This window comes from Afipia sp. DC4300-2b1 (assembly GCF_049895725.1).
GTDB lineage: Bacteria > Pseudomonadota > Alphaproteobacteria > Rhizobiales > Xanthobacteraceae > Afipia > Afipia broomeae.
This window is the reverse complement of record NZ_JAFCSX010000006.1, coordinates 1-19,514: the sequence shown is the minus strand read 5'-3', so window position 1 is coordinate 19,514 and position 19,514 is coordinate 1. Positions and strand designations below refer to the sequence as shown.

The 19,514-nt window shown below is 55.9% G+C and carries 10 protein-coding genes and 1 pseudogene; 4 read left to right on the top strand and 7 right to left on the bottom strand.

Features of this window, described 5'->3' with window-relative positions; all coding sequences use genetic code 11:
• Both ACP7AL_RS22625 and ACP7AL_RS22620 read right to left on the bottom strand, forming a co-directional pair.
• A partial coding sequence (locus tag ACP7AL_RS22625) for a DUF5801 repeats-in-toxin domain-containing protein (RefSeq protein WP_425994776.1) occupies positions 1-4,753 on the bottom strand: 4,753 nt, incomplete at its 3' end.
• Between the two features lie 69 nt (positions 4,754-4,822).
• Positions 4,823-8,866: a DUF5801 repeats-in-toxin domain-containing protein gene (locus tag ACP7AL_RS22620; protein WP_425994499.1), complete on the bottom strand. Its 4,044-nt coding sequence runs from the start codon at positions 8,864-8,866 to the stop codon at positions 4,823-4,825.
• 255 nt (positions 8,867-9,121) lie between these two features.
• Between ACP7AL_RS22620 and ACP7AL_RS22615 the strand changes: the two genes are divergently transcribed.
• A complete protein-coding gene (locus ACP7AL_RS22615; protein WP_425994497.1) occupies positions 9,122-9,502 on the top strand; it encodes a hypothetical protein in 381 nt (126 codons plus the stop codon).
• 975 nt (positions 9,503-10,477) lie between these two features.
• The gene (locus ACP7AL_RS22610) at positions 10,478-11,965 is read left to right on the top strand and encodes a hypothetical protein (protein WP_425994495.1); all 1,488 of its coding nucleotides are present in this window, start codon (positions 10,478-10,480) and stop codon (positions 11,963-11,965) included.
• A gap of 9 nt (positions 11,966-11,974) precedes the next feature.
• Here the strand turns inward: ACP7AL_RS22610 and ACP7AL_RS22605 are convergent, their stop codons facing one another.
• The 3 genes from ACP7AL_RS22605 to ACP7AL_RS22595 are packed head-to-tail and all read right to left on the bottom strand — an operon-like array spanning position 11,975 to position 14,408.
• Positions 11,975-13,807, bottom strand: coding sequence for a carbamoyltransferase family protein (locus ACP7AL_RS22605; protein WP_425994493.1), 1,833 nt, complete (start codon positions 13,805-13,807; stop codon positions 11,975-11,977).
• A gap of 9 nt (positions 13,808-13,816) precedes the next feature.
• The gene (locus tag ACP7AL_RS22600) at positions 13,817-13,966 is read right to left on the bottom strand and encodes a DUF5989 family protein (RefSeq protein ID WP_006019251.1); all 150 of its coding nucleotides are present in this window, start codon (positions 13,964-13,966) and stop codon (positions 13,817-13,819) included.
• Between the two features lie 10 nt (positions 13,967-13,976).
• Entirely contained in the window at positions 13,977-14,408 is a 432-nt protein-coding gene (locus ACP7AL_RS22595) for an SxtJ family membrane protein (RefSeq protein WP_425994491.1), read from the bottom strand.
• Between the two features lie 88 nt (positions 14,409-14,496).
• Between ACP7AL_RS22595 and ACP7AL_RS22590 the strand changes: the two genes are divergently transcribed.
• Entirely contained in the window at positions 14,497-15,717 is a 1,221-nt protein-coding gene (locus ACP7AL_RS22590; RefSeq protein WP_425994489.1) for a hypothetical protein, read from the top strand.
• Positions 15,718-15,798: 81 nt separating this feature from the next.
• On the top strand, positions 15,799-17,385 hold the full coding sequence (locus ACP7AL_RS22585) for a hypothetical protein (RefSeq protein WP_425994487.1): 1,587 nt from the start codon (positions 15,799-15,801) through the stop codon (positions 17,383-17,385).
• A gap of 10 nt (positions 17,386-17,395) precedes the next feature.
• Here ACP7AL_RS22585 and ACP7AL_RS22580 read toward each other — a convergent pair whose 3' ends face one another.
• Together ACP7AL_RS22580 and ACP7AL_RS22575 are read right to left on the bottom strand one after the other, a co-directional pair.
• Positions 17,396-19,126: an ArnT family glycosyltransferase gene (locus tag ACP7AL_RS22580; protein WP_425994485.1), complete on the bottom strand. Its 1,731-nt coding sequence runs from the start codon at positions 19,124-19,126 to the stop codon at positions 17,396-17,398.
• A 133-nt stretch (positions 19,127-19,259) separates the two neighbouring features.
• Positions 19,260-19,514 (bottom strand): annotated as a pseudogene (locus tag ACP7AL_RS22575) (fatty acid desaturase); the annotation flags it as partial.

Below are 19,514 nucleotides of genomic sequence, written 5' to 3'. Positions count from 1 at the left end.
TGAGTGTATAGGTGTAGCTGCCGTCCCCATTGAGAACGAGCGTGCCGTAGGTGCCGGTGAAGCTGCCGGTCGTGGTCACGGTCTTGCCGCCGTCCGCACCTGCAACGTCGTTGCTCAGCACCCCGGAAGCCGCAACAACCGTTACGCTCGCCGCATCCTCGCCGATGCTGCCTGTGTCGTCATGCGCCTGCGGCTTGTCATCGATGATGTTAACCGTCAGCGTCTTGTCGGCGTGCTGTCCGTCGAAGTCTGTTACGACAATCAGGAAGTCGTCGTGCGTTCCTTCGCCAGAAGTGTTCGTGGTCAATGTATAGGTGTAGCCAATCGACGTCGCCGTTACGCTGTCGATGTGCAGTGTGCCGTAGAGGCCAACAATGTTCTGGCCGACGGCCACGGTGAAACCATTGATCGTCACAGACGACGGAGTGTCGCCAAGGTTGACGGTGATCGTTCCCGACTTGATTTCGCTGCTATCGCTATTGTTATTCGGATTGTTGTCGGCAATCTCGCCGCTACCGGCAGGCAATCCGTTGTGCGGCGGAAGCCCCTTCTCATCCACCGATATCGCAGGTGCAGAAATGGTCGGCAGGTGATCAACCGAACCCACGTTGATGAGGAAGTCGCCCAGCGACAGCGTCACGCGGTCTCCGTCCGCATCCGTCACTGTAACAAATTGTGAGAAGTCGAGGTGTACCGGTGCGCCACCATCAATCGGCTTGAACAGATCGAATGTCGCATGACCGTCCGCCGACACCGTCAGCGTGAAGACGGTCGTATTGCCGGCCATACCGGTAATGGTGTGACCATCAGAGGTGATGGTGATCTGGGTGCCATTATAGCTGATCGCGCCGAAATTCTGCGGCGAGGCAATGGTCGTGACTGACCACGTTCCCTGCTCGTCCGCCCCGATCGAGACGAGCGGCGTCAGATCCACAACCGTTTCCGCAGCAGCCAGAGCAGGCGTTGTGGTCTCAGTGATTGACATGTTGTCGATCACGAGACGGCCACCCAGAGAGGACGGCGGAATTATCTCAAGCTTTGTGAGTTGCAGGTTGTTGAAGCTGCCGGACAGACCGTTGAAAAGCGTTGTCGGCTCGTCACCAAGATACCCGACCGCGTTGACCGCAACTGTCTGCGTTACGACGTTTCCGTTTACATCGGTTCCCTTGAGCGTGACCTGATTGCTCAGAGTCGCACCAAACGTACCGATCAGGATACTATTGAGAGTGAAGGTCGTTCCGGCGTCGGCCGTGAAAACCAGGGGCTTGGCGCCCGGATCTTGATTCGGACCACCCAGGACATGGACGCCGCCGAAAACATTAACGACGATGCCCGCGCCGCCGCTGACATGCAGATGTGTTGAATTGAGGTTCGGTGCAGCCGCATTCGGATCACCCTGGAAATCGAGGGTGATCTGCTTGACGACAGGAACCGGGATATCGCTTTCATTGACGGTGCCGGAAACAACCGCATCGGTGAGCACCGGAACGTCATCATCGACGCCAACAAAGAACGAGCCGCTAACGGAATCGCCATCGGAATCGGTCGCGGTGTAGTTGAATGAGAGGCCGATATCGTTCTCGTTGTTGCCCAGCGCGTGATCCAGCTGGTCCAACAAGACAAAGCGGAATTGGCCCGTCCCTTCGTCCGTCAACGACACTTCAAAGACCGTGCGCGCGTTTTCTCCCGTTCCCGCAACACCAATAAGGACGGTGTGGTCGTCATTCAGAATAAATTTGACGAGTTCGCCCTTAGAATACAGCGCGGATACGCCCGTCACGGCCACGTTGGCATTCGTAAACGTGACGCTGCGGTCGCCAACACCGTTCGGATGGTCCTGAACGAACGAGTTGAACGTTCCCGAGAAACCGTCAACGCCGCTATCGTTGTCGTCAGCACCCCACTTGATATTGAGGTTGCCGGTCGCAGTTGCTTCGTTGTTGTCCTGTCCACCGCCCTCGCTGTTCGGCACGACATTGTCGCCCGGCTGGCTGTCGTGATTGCCATAGGACAACGGTCCCGTCAGGCCGTCTTCGTCAACGGTGATGGCGGGGATAAGACTGACGTTATCGAGATAGGCGCCGAGCTGGTTGGGCTGGCCGCTGCCCTGGAAGGCAACGGTGTTGGAGCCTGCCTGCGCTGTGACAAGAACGGAAACGTGCTGCCAGCCATCAGCCTGCGTTGAGGAATCGATGGTGTGAACAACGACGCCGTTCCAGTAGACTTTGAGGCTGCTGCTATCGGGATTTCCGTCATTGGGACGCGGCGAGTACCAGAACGACAATTCATAGCTGTCGCCGGCAGCCAGCGGCGTTGAGATCGTCTGCTGAATCGTCGCATTGAGCTGCGAGGTCGGATTGTTAAGCGGGTCGGAATCCAGTTCGACCTTGGCGATGCCGTCCTGCGGCAACAAATCGCCGATATTGCCCTGCTGGATCTCGAACGGAACGTTATCGGGACCCGAGGTCCAGTGATTGATCGCCTCGAAGGTGTTGAATCCGGGATTTCCAACCGGACCATGGTCCTCGAAGCTTCCATTCAGAATGAGATTGGCACTCTGATAGGGGTTGGTGAGGTACGGAACGTCGTCGGTGATCCGTAGCGTCAGGAATGACGTGGCCGTATCATCATCGCCGTCAGTAGCAATGAAGCCGAGCTTGAGGTTTAGCGTGTTCTGACCATTGCCCGCCGGATGATCCAGCGCGCCGGTGAGTTCGAACGAGAATGTGCCGCCATTGCCCGCATCCGGATCAAGAGTCAGCGTGAAAATCTGGTTTGCCGGGGCAATCGCGCCCTTGTACGCGATCAGCGTTTGGCCACCATCAACATTGGTCTGGATGTCGTAAACCAGCGGGACGCCGCCCGACGTGAGTGCGGGTTGCGGAACGCCATTGCCATCGGTGATGGCAATCGTCGGATGATGTGAATCCGTTGCAGCAAATGTCAGCGCCTTCGGGCCATCGGCCCCCCAGGTCACGCCGAGCGGTTTCCCATTCAGTTGCGTGTAGTCGTTTGTGTCCGCCGGGTTATCCAAGGCGTCGTTGCCAATCGGTGTCGCATGACCCGCGGCCGGAAGTACGTCCTCGTCAATTGTCCAGTCGCGTAGCGAGCTGTTCTGGAGCGGATCGATCGACGGACCATCATCCTCAAAACGAACAGCACTGGAAATATCTGCCGAAGACGTAGCGTGGTCGCCGTCGCCGTCGGTCAACGTCACCGTAGCAAGCAAGGTGTTGGCGTTCAGGTAAACGCCATCGTCGTTCTGACCGGCAATCGGATGATGCAGCGAAACATATTGAGCGATAGATAGAATCCCGGTGTTGGGATCGATGCTCAACGCGAAGGCTGCCGTGTCATAGCTGCCGTTGTTGTCGGAATCGTAGCGGCCGACAACCAGCTTGCCTTCCAGATAAAGGTGGATGGCCTTGCCTTCGGTAGTCGTCAGACCCGAATCGACGCCTGCTGACGATACGCTAAGGCCGATTACACGCGGATCTACGGCGGCAGGACCATCGGTCCCATAGTCAGCGACGCCCGTCGTGACGACGGGATCTTTACCTTGCGCATATTGCGGCTGATCCATGTCGGGATCGAAGCCGACCGGGCCAACGTTCGTAACGGTTGAGAACAGAGCGCCAAGACCTGTGGTGTCGTCACTGTCAGCGTCGACCCCCTTGGTCTCGTCAATGATGATGACATCGGACAGCTTGACGTTGGCGAGGAATGTACCGGTGTTGTCACCGGCCTCACCGATCTCCTTGAACGTCAGTTGATTGTTCGCTCCGGCAGCGGTGACGTCGACCGAGATCGTCTGCATGACACCCGAAGTCGGAACGAATACTCCGACCGACTGGCCGTTCCAGAAAACCTCGAGCTTCGCGCTATTCGCGATGCCTGGATCGTTCGCAGCGCCGATCTCGAACGTGAGATGATACAGGGCGCCCGGAGTAAGCGTCAGATCCTGGGTGAGCTGAACGTTGCCCGGCGTAGCTTCCATATCGACCATAACACTGTTGGTCGGACTGTCCGCGCCACGGTAGCCATCGCCGACGCGCTCGAGCTGAACGGTCGACGCGCCTTCATAATCTGAAGCCGCTATATGCCACGCTCCGGCCGTGCCGGTGCTGTTGATGCCGCTGCCCACGCCCCACTGCGGGCTGTTCGAGACGAAACCGTCGAAGAACAAGCCATTGAGGGCTCCGTTCGTCGCCGCAATGCTGGGCGTCGGGCCGTCATCGTCGAACGAAACAACAGACGTATTGTTGGAGACGATGTTCGCCGTAGCCGTCTTGGTCACGGAATCATTGTCACCGTCCGTGGCTGTCACGGTCAGCTTGACGCCGATGCCCTGGCTCGCGTTGGCCATAAGCAGCGAAATTGTTTCATCGAACAGGGACGGATTTTCCGGCGCCTGGGCGCCTGCCGGTTCTGATGCGTCATGGTCGATAGGCAGGAACTGATCAACGATCAGTTGGGCCGTTGCCGGATCGGTCGAACTTAGCGAAATCCGCAATACGACATAGTCATCGCCGGTTCCGGCGGTATCGTGACCGATGCGGCCGACGATCTGGCCATCTTCAACCGTCAGCCATACAGTGCGATGATCGACTGAAGTTCCAGCAAGCGGGCCCCCCGTCAGCGCTGTGGCAACGAGATTGGTCTTGTAGCCGGCACCGGCCGTACCGGTCAGCACCAAGCTCACAGCCGACGTCAGCGGATTCGCCGACGGGCCATCCGCGCCGTAGTTGACGATTGCCGGTGCAAAAAGATTGCTCAGGGAGCCTTGGGCCGACTTCAGTTCGCCGATCTGCGCCGTGGAGTGTCAGTCTGTCGTCAGAGTGACGGTCTTGTTGCTCGTATCGTCCAAAAGGCCGTTCTGAGCGCCCCCACCCGATTCTGTCTCGCCGGTGTTGTAATGATCGGCGGGCGAATTGGCGTTCTTCCCGATCGTTTCGTCCAGATTGAGCGAAAGCGCCGCAAGGTCGTTCGAACCCACATCAGTTGCGACAGTCAGCGTCGGACCATCGTCATTGAAGTGAATCTTTCCGGAGATATCAGCCGATGCAAATGCCGTGTCGCCGTCGCCATCGGTGATCGTGACGGTCGCAAGGATCGTGTTGTTTGCAAGGGTAACCTGATCGTTCGGATTTGCGCCGTTCAGGTTGTGCTGGATCGACAGATATTCGACCACGGATACTTGACCGGTCAACGGGTCGATCGCGACGGCGAATGCGGCCTGGCCGGCCAGCAGACCGCTATCAACGCGGCCGACAATAATGTTGCCGTTCAGCGGATCGGTGTAGAGGCTGATTGTCGTTCCGTCCGTGAGCTTCAGTCCGGACGGTGAGCCGTTGCCGCCATTGAGTGTGAGCGAATAAGCGACCGGGTTGACAGTCGCAGGTCCGTCAACGCCGAAATACGGAAGGACAGCAAGTGCCGGCGTATTGTCTGTCGCAAATGCAAGCGGATTCCCGGCGTTGTCAGGATCGTGACCGACATTCGTAACGCTTGCGAAAATCGCAAGCGGTCCCGGAACGTCATCGTTCTGGCTGCCGGCAGTTTCGTCCGCAGTGATTCCAAAGCCGTGCTGCAACTTAACCGCAACCGAGGGTCCATCGTCTTCAAAACGGATATCGCCGGAAATATTGGCAGACGCCGAAGCCTTGTCCCCGTCGCCGTCCGTTACGGTGACCGTCGCCTGGACGGTACCAAGCGCGTTACCGAGTGAAACGTATTCATCGGAGTCAACGCCGGCATCCGGGCTGTTGTGATGCAGTGATACGTACTGAACCAGCGAGACGACGCCGGTTACCGGATCGATGTACAATGCGAATGCGGCTGGATCGGCATTCGTAACTTCGCCGTTGGCAGCGTCGTATCGGCCGACGATGAAATTTCCTTCCTTAAACAGGAAGATTTCATGATGGTCCGTGGTCTGGATCTTCGAATCGATCGGACCGAGAGTCGCGGCTCCGTTGGCGTCAAACAACGACAGCGAATAGGCTTTCGCAGCAGCTCCTGCCGCCGCACCGTCGGTGCCGTAATCAACAACCGGCGCAGAGAGCGCCGAACCGATGCTGCGCGCGTAACCGATCGGGAGGCCGAATGGGACGTCTGGATCGTGGCCGACATTGCTGACACTGTTAAACACGGTCGTGAAAAGAATGTCGTTGTCATCGCCGAACGGTGGGCTTTGAAGCAGCAGTGTCTCGTCATGAACGAGCGTGAACCCTCCAGCCTTCGAGACCGTAACCGTCGGACCATCGTCATCGAATGCAATGAACGAATTTTCGTTGCCGATCAGATTGACCTGAACCGGCAGACTGGCGTGATCGCCGTCGCCGTCCGTTACAGTGGTCGTCAGTTGCAGGTTGAGAGTGCTGTTTCCGATCAGCGTCAGAAGCGTCTGCTCATCGAGCATCGACGGATTTTCGGATCCGCCATGATCGACTGCAAGAAACTGGTCGACCGTGATCTTGGCATTCGCCGGATCGTTCGCGTTTGTCAGCGTAATACGGAAAGCAATGTACTGATCGTCGGTCGCAGAATTGCCGTCGCCAACAAGCCGGCCGATAAGCGTATTCGAATCGATCTGCACCAGTTCGATCGCGCGCTGGGCTGCCGTCATGTTTTCAAGCGACGTACCGACGAGCGCGGTCGCGGTCAGGCTCGTGCCGACGTGCTCGGACGAAAGCACCAGCTCCAGCAATTTTGTAACGCCGCCGTTGGCTCCAGGACCATCCGTGCCGAAGTCGACATTCGGATTGGTGAACAGGCCTGCCAGAGCACCGCTGCCTGTCGATAGCTCGCCAATTGCTTTGCTCGCCGCCAGATTTTGATCGGTCGAAACCGTCACCGCCGCCGACTTGTCGTCAGCACCGTTCGAGGCGCCGCCGTTGGATTCCGTTTCACCGGTATTGTAGCGATCCGCGCCGATCGTCTCATCGAGATCGAGGACCCCGAGATGAGGTGTTACTTCACCGCCCTCGCCCGGTGTTACCGTCGGACCATCGTCTTCAATGTTGATGGACGAGACTTCGTTGTTGACGATAGTGACAGTCGCAGCCGAGGTGGCAACATCGCCATCACCATCCGTCACTGTAGTTGTCAGCGTGACGCCAAGCGTTCCTCCTCCGACAAGAGTCAGCGGTAGCGAGGAATCGAAATTGTTGCCGTCCTGGCCGTGATCGACAGGCAAATACTGATCGACAACAAGATGAGCCGTGACAGGATTGCCCGGGTTCTCGATCGAGATTCGAAGCGCAATATCACCCCCCGCGCCGCCAACACGACCAACAATCTGGCCACCTTCGCTGAACAGATAGATCGTGCTGTCGGTATAGGTGTGATTTGGATCCGTGACCGAAAGCGAGGTCTTCTGACCCACACCGCTGAGCGTTAGAGTAAATGCATAATCGACCGAACCGAAACCATCTTCACCGGTAGTGCCGCTCACGGAGAAAAGGTCGGCCAGCGCGAAGTCGGCAGACTTTACCTCTCCAATTGCCTTTATACCGAGTGGGTCCGGCGCGGTATTTCCGGCCACATCGTCGCTGGCTGCATTGCTGTCGCCGAGATCCTTGCCGATCGACTCATCAAGCGACGCAAGATGAAGCGACTGCTCTTCCGCAGCAGACACCGACACTTCCGGCGTGTCATCGATGACGCCGATCGTGAAGGCGCCCGTTCCCGTCAGGGTAAAGTTATCGCCATCGACATCGGAAACGTGCACCAGTGTCGTGAAGTCAAGAAACAGGGTTTCTTCCAAATGCCCGTTCGACGTCGAGCCCGTGTCGGTCGTGTGAACTGGATGATCGATCTTGTCGAGCAACTCGAAGTCATAGGTACCGTCAGAATGGATTGTCAGCCGGAAGACTTCGTGGAATCCATTCTCACCATCGGAGTACCCGCCGACAATGGTATTGTCGCCGGCGACCGTGGTGTCGATGGCGCTATAGTGCAATTCATGATTGGCGGACTTCACCACAGCGCCAGTGCTGTCGATAACAGGTGAGTTTGGAATTCCGGTATCAATCGTGAATGTCAGCGGCGGATTGCCACTCGCCACAAGATTGGTCAGCGCATTGGCGCCAGCGCCATGGAAGAATTGGGTTGTTACAAACGAATCTTCGGGGGTGTCCTGGTCAAGACCATCGGACGCCGTCCCGTTGCTGTTCGGCAGGGTCACATCATTCGGATCTTCTCTTCCGCCGGTTTCAATCGAATTGAGCTGGATCAGCAATTCCCGAACGGACGGACCTTCGATGATAACCCCGCCAAGCTGCTCTTCTTCCGTCACGCCGCCGACGCGGGCGCCGGCAATCTGAGACGGAATGAGTTCGGCGTCGATGACCGGCGTCAGCAGGGTCGTGATCACGAAATTGGGCAGTTCTTCCTGACCCAGAAGATCTAGCGGTCCCGGCAGGGCAAGCGGATCGACTCCAACACTGGAGAAGTTCGCGCCCGACGCCTGAGCATTGCCATTGCCATCTCCGGCCGCAGGCAGGACCGATTGATCTTCAGTAACAGGAAACAGTGCTGCGAACTCAGCGCCGGTCAAATTGCGACCGGGCGAAACTTCGACCGTCAGCGAGTCGAGAGGCTTGCCAGTTGAATCGAAGAACGGCTCGAGCGTAACCGTCGATTTGTTGTCGAAAAGAATGATGAGCTTTTCGCCGATGTGAACCAGCGTGATCTTTTCGCCGGCAATGGCTGAGAGATCTGCCTTCACGCTTCCGTCGTAGCTCAAAGCCACGACGACAGACTGATCAGTAAAAGGCTTCGCTATTTTTACGATGCGCGCTGGAGGCTTGCCTGTCGTCTGACCCGCAATGTTTGCCTGGGCAACCTGGAATGGTCCATTCATGACAAGACTCTCAAAATTACAGAAAATAAAAATACAAGCGTAATGGGCGCTTTAACGGTCTGTTAACTCCCATCCTCTCGTTCAAACCTGTGCGGGTCAAGGAACCGTTATGGTGAATCGAACGACGTCTCTGGGTGTGGTTAAATTGACACGCTCTGCAAAGGTCTGATGCACGCGCCGGGCGAAGGGATTGACCGGGCGGCAGACTCTTGCTTGGTTAAGTAATTGATTTTTGGATACTTTTGGGGGGCCGCCATGCGGGCCAAATTACTCAATCTTTTCAAGGTGTCAGCCGTGGCTTGCACGGCGGTTGCTTTCAACACCGGCGCCACCTCGGCCGACCTCGGCCTTATGGTTTCACGGGGTGTTAACGCGGGCAGCTGTTCCGAGATCGTATTGGTTTGCGAAAACGGCCGCCAATACCCGCTCTGCCCGATCGCGGTGAGCGTCGCGGGCGAGCTGGTTACCGCATCGCTTTATACCGCACCGCACCGCGCCACCTATGTCAGGCTGGTGCCGATGGGCGTCGGCTACAGATACGCCGGCAAGGGAATCTGGTTCGACGGATTGCGGGAGAACGCACTGCTGAATTTCGGTGACCGCAGCTCTGTCGCCTGCACCGTTTCACAATCTTGATTCGACTTCTTCAATAAAAACGAGCCCGCCGATCGGCGGGCTCAAGCTCAAATACGCATATCATCTGAGTATAGAGCGTAGTTCTGCTGCACAACTCGCTGTGCCTCATCCCCGGCGCGAGCCGAAGCTCCCGCCAGGACCGAGCTTAAATCCAGCTAACCTTCAGCCCTTTGCCCGCAAAGCTGTCCGGTAAGACGACCGCGGATACATGTAGGCTTTTGGGTGAACATAGGCGGGACAATGGTCGTACCAGCTGTACTGCTGCCAATTCCATTTCCAGCATCCGGAGGCGATGCCCGGTTCGTAGCTATAGCCAATTCCTGGCCACCGAGGCTCATCACCAAAGGCATGAGCCCTATCAAGCGCAGCAATCGATACTAAAAAAGCACCAGCGGCCAAAATCCTGAATATCGAATTCATCATCACCACCATAATGTGCACTGAGAATACTTAAACGTGTCAAAGTCCGCGGGCTTAGGCAAGCTGCAACCGGGTCTCGTGACTAAATGGCACAAGATCAGTGCCCCATTCGACCATGACAACTGCCCGCGGGATTATTCTGCGCACCGACAGGGCGTTCCATAACCGCTCACTGCGCGAATAAAGTCGGGCCCGCTTTGGCTTGCGCTAGTGACGCGTTACGCTGAAACGCTGGTCTATAGCTGATCGAGAAGGATATTCGCTGAAAGCCGGACTGGTTGGCTGGCGGCGCAGTGCGATTCGCGCAAGTCTCCGAGAAAATTCCCTGCAAACAGGGAATTTTTCACCGAAAATTCAAATTTTCAGGTCATGCGACAGACTCATAACCGCAAAAATGGCTGCGCTGCAGGGCTTTCTTAAAAAGTTCCCTAAGGATCTGAATAGGGAAACTTCCCCGGAAAAGCAGGGAACTGCGGATCCAGAACAGGGATCGCGTCAGCGCCTACCTCATCAAATCAAACTAGCACCCGGAAACTATCATTTCTAAAATCGCACGTGATCCAAAATACTTATTCTCTGGAAAGCAAAGACCTATCAATGGGCAGTTGGGCGACCCGAGCACTTCTGGTCATACTTCTGATCGCGGGCGCAGCCGCAATGACGTGCGCGATTATCACATCGCAAAGCCGTCCACCTGTCGGGATCGAAGGCGAGATTCTCTTTGAGGCGTCTCGTATCCGTGAAGGCCGGCCGCTCTACATCGATCCAATCGCAGGCACGCGCGAGTACGGCGAGCCGCCGACACGATACTATGTGCTCTATCCTCCACTCTGGTCCTGGCTGGTTTCACTGTTGCCCGAATCGGCCGCGCTTCTGGGAAGCAGGATTATTGCTACGCTGCTTTGGCTGGGGTTGATCTGCGCTATCGTTACTTCAGCACGCCAATCCTCGCGCTGGGTGACGGGCCTGGGAGGACTGTTCATTGCGGGCACCTACGTCCTTATCCTTTACGGGTCCTCCGGCCGGCCGGATAGCGCTGCACTTTGCTTGGCTGGGATGGGACTACTGCTTTCAGTCAAAGCGGGACGATCCGGATTGCTTGCCGGCGTTCTGTTCGCCTTGGCCGCATGGCTGAAGCCGCACATTATCGGATTGGGAGCGGGTGCGTTTCTCGCGACGCTTTTCATCGACCGAAGGGCTGCGGGCCTTACTGTGCTGGGGGCTTTGGCGGTTTCAGCACCCATTGCTTTCATATTGCAGAAAGCGAGCGGCGGCGTATGGATATCACATCTGGTGATGTCGACGGCGCAACCGCTGGTGCTTTCGATCTGGCTCGACAACTTGTATTCAAGGTTGCCGTTCTTCGCCGCATTCATAGGCTTCGCAGCCTGGTGCGGATTTCACGAGCGATCGTCCATCAATATCCGCGTAGCGTTATCCGCGCTTGCAGCCAGCGTCTTCTGTACCCTGCTGCTGCTTGCCAAGACAGGAAGCGCGAGCAACTACTGGATGGAGCCCTGCGTCGCGGCTCTGATCGTTCTTTCGCAAAGTGCCGCGTCGCGTCTGTCACCCATCGTTGCAACCGTTGCAACCCTTCAGGCCTTGTGGGTGGGAATTGCGACAGTCCGTAGCTCCCTAGACGACATTGAGAACACCCCCAAGCAGTCTGCCATCCTCGCCAAGGCTCGGCAGATTTGCGGCATCGGGCAGCAGGACGTTGTACTCGCCGATGAACCCGGATTTGAGTTCAGTCTGAACAATCGAGTTATCGCCACGCCTTATCAGTTCACGCATCTCGTAAGAAGCGGGATGTTTCCGGTCGAGATATGGCAGAACGATCTCATCCGCCCCGATGTGCGCTGCCTTGTCGTCCACACCGATATCCTTGAGAGACCCTTGTCTGCGGTCGATATACAGACCGACTTGTTTCCGCCGCGAATTCGCGAAGTGTTGTCCCAAAGATTTGTCCGGGCCGCACAGGACGGCGGAATGCATGTCTATCGGCTGAGAAACGGCACGCAGTCGGATGCGCCCAAGAATTGAAGCATACACTTAGTCAGGATCGAACGCGCTGCTATAGTCTTGCTTGAGGCGCGGATCCTGGTCCTGCTTCTTTAGAATGCAATTCCCGACGACCAGCACGTCGAGTTCATTCCCCATAAAGCAGCGGAACGCGTCCTCTGGCGTGCAGACGATCGGCTCTCCCCGCACATTGAAGCTCGTATTGACCAGCACAGGGCAGCCTGTGATGTCCTTGAATTGAACCAGCAGGCGATGAAAGATGGGGTTTGACGCTGCATCTACAGTTTGAAGGCGCGCCGAATAGTCAACATGTGTGACGGCGGGAATCTCCGATCTCACAATATTCAGTTTATCGATGCCGAACAGGTCCTGCTCTGCCGGTGCCATCGTGCGACGCTTGTCTTGTCTCACGCCAGCAACAATCAACATATACGGACTGTCGGCATCGAATTCGAACCAGTCACTTACATCCTCGCGCAGCACCGCCGGCGCAAACGGACGGAAACTTTCCCGATATTTGACCTTTAGGTTGAGCGTCTGCTGCATCTTTGACGATCTCGGGTCCCCGAGGATGGAGCGCGCACCGAGAGAACGCGGACCAAACTCCATCCTTCCCTGAAACCATCCGACCGCATCTTGCTGTGCAAGGCAGCGAGCGGTCGTTTGTATCATTTCGTCAAAGCTAACCGAACTGAACCTGGCGCCCGCCTCCGTCAAACGACGCTCGATCTCGGACTGGGAAAAATCAGGTCCGAGCAAAGCACCGGACATTCCATCCGTGTGGCTGACGTGACGTGAGCGCTGCGCAAAAATGTGGGTTGCGGCCAAAGCGGCACCCACTGCGCCGCCTGCATCGCCGGCAGCGGGTTGCACCCAGATGTCACTGAATATTCCCTCGCGATGTAGCTTTCCGTTGGTTACGCAATTCAGCGCGACGCCACCGGCAAGGCAGATATTTCTCTCTCCCGTTTGTTTCGCGATACCCCGAGCGAGGCGAATAACAGCTTCATCGAGCACGGCCTGGATCGACGCCGCCACATCCATGTGAAAACTTGTAAGCTGATCGGCAGGCGTGCGCACCGGCTCTCCAAACAAGCGGGAAAACCGCTCGTTCGTCATCGTCAGGCCGGTGCAATAGTCGAAGTAGGTCATGTCCAGCCGGAACGAGCCGTCCGGCTTCAGATCGATCAAATGGTCGAGAATAAGCTGGACGTATTTTGGCTGCCCGTAAGGAGCCAGGCCCATCATTTTATACTCGCCTGAATTGACCTTGAACCCGAGGTAGTAGGTGAAGGCCGAATAGAGAAGCCCGAGCGAGTGAGGGAAATGGATTTCCTGGATGATGTTCAGTTGGTTGCCGTCGCCCACCGCAACGGAAGTTGTAGCCCACTCACCGACGCCGTCCATCGTCAGAACTGCGGCTTTCTCAAATGGAGAGGGAAAGAAGGCCGACGCGGCGTGGCTGACATGATGTTCGCAAAAAAGAAGCTTATTTGCGGCGTCGAACTGATCCGAGAACTTCGCCAATTCCTTTTGCAGCAGGCTCCGCTGAAACAGCTTCTCCCTGAGCCAGACGGGGACCGCAAGCTTGAACGACCGAAACCCGCGCGGCGCTAACGCGACATAGGTTTCCAGCAGCCTTTCGAACTTCAGAAACGGCTTGTCGTAAAATACAACGTGATCGAGGTCCTCGATCGCACAGCCCGCCTCCTCGAGACAATATGCGATGGCCTGTGCGGGAAATTCCGCATCGTGCCGATTGCGCGTAAAGCGTTCTTCCTGAGCCGCGGCGATGATGCGGCCCTCATCGACCAGGGCGGCCGCGGCATCATGATAAAAGGCGGAAATTCCCAGAACGCGCATCAACCAGCCCTAAAAGAGGGTATAGATGAACGGCGCCACGGCTGATCCTTTGGTCAGGAGCACAAGCCCCCCAAATACCACCATCATGATCAGGATCGGCAACAACCAGAATTTTTTCCGGACACGAATATAGCGCCAGAACTCGGTCAGGAAATCCATACACGGCCCCTCAGAACTGATCCCGCATCGCCTCGGGCTGCGGCCCCGGCGGCTGTCGCACAATCCAATAGCTTTCAGAACGCCGGTCCAGCCCTAGCCGCAGCAAATCCTTACCCATCAGGCGCATGACAAGTCCCGTGGGAAGGACGGCAAAATAGAAAAGCAGCCCCATGACGACAGGATTGACAATCCTGTGCAGGAAAAGACCCAACTTGAACCAGAGACGATTCAGCGGCGTCAGCACCGACGGTCGGACAAGGCTCGCGACAAGAAAAACCACGCAGATCAGACCCATCCACGGCCAGATCCGCCCCGCATGCCAGAGGTTGATGGCTGCCAGGAGCGCAAAAGCCCCCGTTATGACAAAGCCAAAAGCACGGTCCGAACCCTGGGTTACGGATTCCTGCCTGGTGAAATTTTCATGGAAATCCACGGAGGGCATTAATGTCACGCGGGGAGATGATGTCTGTTGCGGCCAAAGTCGAACTTCAGTTAAAAAACAAAGACGTAATAGCATACTTATCGGCATATTGGATGCAAAAGTACAGTTCGATGGCGATCCCAGGCCGGGCGGATCTGAGGGCACGCCTATTCCGCAAAACCTCGATTTTAATCGCCGGTGGAAGAGACAACTGGCCGATGCCTCGGGGCGGTTGGCAATGACTGATTCCAAACGGCGGATCGCCGTCGGCTTGATGCTCCTAGTCTATTGCTTCGTGCTCTATCTGGTGTTCGATTTCGCGTTTACGGCATTGACCATGGGTGATCCACGCCGATACCGGGTTTTCGATTATCGCTATCACCACAGCTTGATCGCCAATTTCGACGGATACGACTATTGGGGGAACAATCGCTATAGGCTGCTCACAAACAGCCTTGGCTTCAAGGACGCCGCGGTAAGAGAAATTGCCAAGGTTTCCCCGAACCGCCGCATCCTGCTGATCGGCGACTCTTTCACCGAGGGCATCGGCCTGCCATTCGAGCAAACATTCGCCGGAAAGCTCTATAGTGCCGGCCAGAATCGTAAGGAAAAGATCGAATTTCTGAATGCTGGAGTCGCGTCGTACTCGCCGTCCATCTATTTCAAGAAAATTCAGACGTTGCTTTCAGACGGATTTCACTTTGACGAAGTGATCGTCTTTTCCGATCTTTCCGATGTTACTGACGAAGCATCAAGTTATTTCTGTATTGATGACGATCCCAAATACAGGGCTTTCTGCGATCCTGCCGATGCGAAACCTCCTGCCTCGAAGAAATCATTCGTCAGCAGCCATTTGAAAGTTACCGACGCCATAGGCGACTGGATCGAAAAGAAAGTCGATCCGCCGAAGCCGCCCCTTCCTCTCGATCCTTTCCGGACCGAGTGGATCTATCCAAATCCGTCTGTTGCCAGGTATCAGCCTCTCGGCGTCGAAGGCGGTGTCGCACGGTCCATTCAGAACATGACGGCTTTGGCAAATCTTCTCGAGCAAAAAAAGATCCCCCTGACAATTGTCGTCTATCCGTGGCCAGCGCAGCTTGCGCGCGACGACCGCGATAACAGGCAGGTCCAGATCTGGAGTAAATTCTGCAAAGACCACTGCAAGGAGTTCGTCAACCTGTTCCCGGTATTTTTGGCCGAACGGGACAAGGCTCCAAACTGGTATGACAGACTCTTCGTACCGGGCGACTTCCACTACTCCGAGCCCGGGAACGAAATCATATCCCGTGCCATGCAGGACCGATTACTCCGCAATGCAACGACGAACTGACCGTCCATCTCCGACCGCGTTCGCGGCAATACTCCAAGAATAATTTGCGCCTATCAGCCTCTGAATTTCGGGAACGCAAATATGGACGAGGCGAATCGTAAGCGGATCATAGCGGCATGGGCCGTCGCGCTATCGTTGATCGCTTTTCTTCCGATTTTCTTGTTTCAGTATCCTGGCCTTCAGGACTACGCCAATCACCTCGCCCGCGCTTACATCCTGCAAAATCTCGACGACCCGATATTCAAGCATTATTTCAGCGTCGATTATTCGCCCGTGCCCAATCTGGGCTGGGACCTGTTTGCGCTTTCAGCAGGACGCTTCATGCCGCTGGAGTACGCGGGCAAGACTTTCGTCGTCCTGAGCTGCGTAGTGACCGTCAGCGGATGCTTCGCACTCAACAAAGCCATTGTCGGCCGATGGACTCTTGCCCCCCTTCTGATTTTCCCCTTCGTTTTTAATACGGGCTTCAACAAGGGGTTTCTCAGCTTCAACTTCGGGATTGGAGTCGCCTTGTGGGCGGCGGCGTGGTGGGCATCGCTTGACGAAGACCGCTGGCGGACGCGGCTGCTCGGCGCCACCCTCTTTTCGACGGGTCTCTATCTGATCCACTTCTATGCATGGGCCTGCTATGGGATTTTCGTTCTGGGCTGGTCATTCAGAAAAGAAAATCCCGGCATATGGAACTTCAACTCGATCAGGAGACTGATTGGGCGGCTAACCCGCGACGGGCTGCAGGCTCTTCCGTCTGCACTTCTCGCGCTCCTATGGCTCAACCATGCGCGGTCTGAAAAAACTTCATCGGTCGAAACATTTCGCAGTTTCCAGCCGCCTTATTCAAGGATCAGCGATCTTGATCGCCTGATTGATCTCGGAACGCCGTTCATCAACGATGTCTTGCTGGTTCTGGCCTGTATCGCCTTCTTTCTGGCGATCTATCTCAGCCGGTTTCGCTACAAACCGGGCGCTACCATCGCGATCCTTCTGTGCGTCCTGCTTTTCTTTGTGCTTCCATCCAAGATCGAAGAAACGAATTTCGTAACATGGCGCATTATGCTGGCCGGCCTGTTCTTTCTTGTTGCCTCACTTGATTCGACAAACGAACCTGACATCACTCCATTCCCCTCCTTCGCCATCATGATTGCGTTGATCACGGCGATCATTAGCGTTCTGCATGTTCAGCAATGGACTATCGCCCGAGACTCGCAAACCACCCTATTCCGTCTTTTGGAAGCAGTACCCGAGGGTTCCTCGGTATTTTTTGCTCGAGACGGGACTACGGATAAAGAACTCGGCACCCGCGCCGCCGGTCTGTATCACATCGGCGCTTTCGTGGTTTTGCAACGGCACGCGATTCCGCAATCGCTATTCACTTTTGCTGGTCAACAGCCGCTGCGATACAAACGCCTTGAACTGCAGAACGCACCGGAGCGGTCGAATACATTTCTTCCAGACCTACCTCCCGCTTTTAAAGAAGCGGGACTGGATTTCCGGTCACACATCAACAAATTTGATTACGTTATCATCCATGACGATCGATTCTGGGACCGCAAAGAACCTCTCATCGACAAGACGATCGAGGGAATGAACGTGTTGTCTACGTTTGGCGCATTCCGACTCTACAAAACAGCGAATGCCGGCCTCGCCTCAAAATTCTCGGAAGGTCACTAAGCCAGATCGCTCACTTGTCCGCGATACGTTCGAAAATGAGGATTTTCTCATTGATGGATTCATGAACCCGGACCGGAGGCCAGAAGTCAGATGATGGCCCCGCTTCGTACCGAATTCGATACGGCAGCTTCTCGTCACGCAAGTCCCGAAAGTACTTGCGTGCGGGCGCTTCCCTGAAATGCGCCTTTTGCTCGGCAGAAGAAATCCTGCCACTATCGGAGAATTCATTCTCATCGGTTAAGTAGCGTATCGCCCAGAACTCGCTAAGGACGATGAATCGCGGCGCCCTACTTACTGCAAGTTCGAATGGCTCGGCACTTTCCGTCACGCCCGGGAGACGGCTTCGGCTGCCGATGGGCGTCTGATCAACCCGCGTGACATGTCCGGGTCCGTGAAAGCGGGGCAAATAAACGTTCGGGCCATAAGTCTCGATCAGATCGTCGCGCGAGGCATGTGCTTCCAGCCACCTCTCTGCAACGTATCGTGGATCATTCAGAAATGCGGCGTCAATTGCCAGACAATAAAACAAAGCAACAAAGCCGACAGTCAGTACACCAAGACGAGACAAAACTGCCACTGACCGTTGTTTCGCAAACATCAGTTCATTGATTGCCAGACCGGCATACACGGCGAGAAAAATGGATTGCGGCAGCAGGAAGCGACTCTCCGAACGTAGAGCTACGAAATTAAATGACAAGGTAAAAGAGATCGCGGCAAGAAATGGGACCAAGCCGGCAACCCACAGGCCCGGGCTTTTCCTAAACCGGAAAATCCAGGCGCAAAGCCCGATGATAACGAAAACAACGGTTGCCTTTGGGTAGTATCGATCGATATTGCGCCACCCGTCTTCAAGCAGTTGAAGATAGCCACTCAGATTTGATGAATAATACGCATGAGGTTGGCTCGCGTTACCTGAAAGAAAATCAACGCGGGCGCGAAAGCCTGCCGGATTTGTGGTGGCTCCGTCGACGAGCAACAGCAGAAACAGTCCGATCAGCGACCATACAAGAATCGTACTGAAGACCTTAAGCGCATTATCTCTTGGCCAGACATCCCGCGCAAACCAGAGAATGAGGCTTGACGGCAAGTTCAGCAAGAAGAGGGCGTAAGCCTGATCCTTGGTGGCGATGGCAGCGACAATGCACAGCGTCATCCAGCGAATCTGGCTCAAGTCATGCCGCACCATGACACGTATCCAGAACAGGATAGCCAGACTGGCCCAGAACAAATACGGGCCATCGAGGTTCGTCGTGTGTCCGTAGTATGTGAGAGTGGCGTTCAGTGCGCACACGCCGGCAACACATATTCCCCCACGCCGTCCCGCGAGTTCCTCGCCGATTTTTCCGACGCAATAGATAGTTCCGAGCGACATGGCGGCGCTCACGAGACGCGCAACCAGCGCAAAGAATGTCATGTAGGGAATTTTGATAAATTCGGAGACAATATCTGCAGGAGCCATTGAAGGCGCATTGATGATGCCTGCAATCCACCCCGGACAAGTCAGAATGGTCAGAATAAGAAGATGGAACGGCGGATAGGTGAAGTAATCACCCGGTGTGTACGTCTTTACAACTCCAACCAGAAAATCGCGTGGCGCAATTCCATCGCTGTCCCAGCCATCAGACGCAGGAAGCCCCCATCCCAATCCGATCAGTCGCAACACGGCAGCTATGAGAACAATCCAGAACATCGGAGCGGGCAGCCACGTGCGTATTTTTAAGCCCCGAGTCAATTTCACCATCCACATCTTGAATCAGCGATCGGCCTGCCGGCCAATGAAAACATTCCTCGACATAATTCGGCTGATTACCAGCGGCTTCGAATTCAGGCCGTCGCGAACCGACCGCGCGAGCCTTCACCGGAAGGCGACTGCGTTACCCTCGGATCATGTCGGCGGTCATCCCTGCGTCCCCCAAGTCAACCTCCGCTGTCTGCAAACTTGACGGCCTACCGTCCGGAGGATCGGATGGAGCCCTTCCCACCTGCTGCGTCCCGAATTCCGGAAAGAACGGCGCAACCACATACTGGCGGAAAAAATATCCCCACATGCTGCGATGAATAAGGCGAGGATCGATATAAGGCGCAAGCTTCTCGTGCACGGGTCGCAATTTGCTCCAGTGCGTGCCGGG

What these genes read in the sequence shown, in the direction of transcription:
- ACP7AL_RS22615 (WP_425994497.1), top strand. Translation starts at nt 9,122, where the DNA reads ATGCGGGCCAAATTACTCAATCTTTTCAAGGTGTCAGCCGTGGCTTGC.
- ACP7AL_RS22605 (WP_425994493.1), bottom strand. Translation starts at nt 13,807, where the DNA reads ATGCGCGTTCTGGGAATTTCCGCCTTTTATCATGATGCCGCGGCCGCC.
- ACP7AL_RS22600 (WP_006019251.1), bottom strand. Translation starts at nt 13,966, where the DNA reads ATGGATTTCCTGACCGAGTTCTGGCGCTATATTCGTGTCCGGAAAAAA.
- ACP7AL_RS22595 (WP_425994491.1), bottom strand. Translation starts at nt 14,408, where the DNA reads ATGCCCTCCGTGGATTTCCATGAAAATTTCACCAGGCAGGAATCCGTA.
- ACP7AL_RS22580 (WP_425994485.1), bottom strand. Translation starts at nt 19,126, where the DNA reads ATGGTGAAATTGACTCGGGGCTTAAAAATACGCACGTGGCTGCCCGCT.
- ACP7AL_RS22585 (WP_425994487.1), top strand. Translation starts at nt 15,799, where the DNA reads ATGGACGAGGCGAATCGTAAGCGGATCATAGCGGCATGGGCCGTCGCG.
- ACP7AL_RS22620 (WP_425994499.1), bottom strand. Translation starts at nt 8,866, where the DNA reads ATGAATGGACCATTCCAGGTTGCCCAGGCAAACATTGCGGGTCAGACG.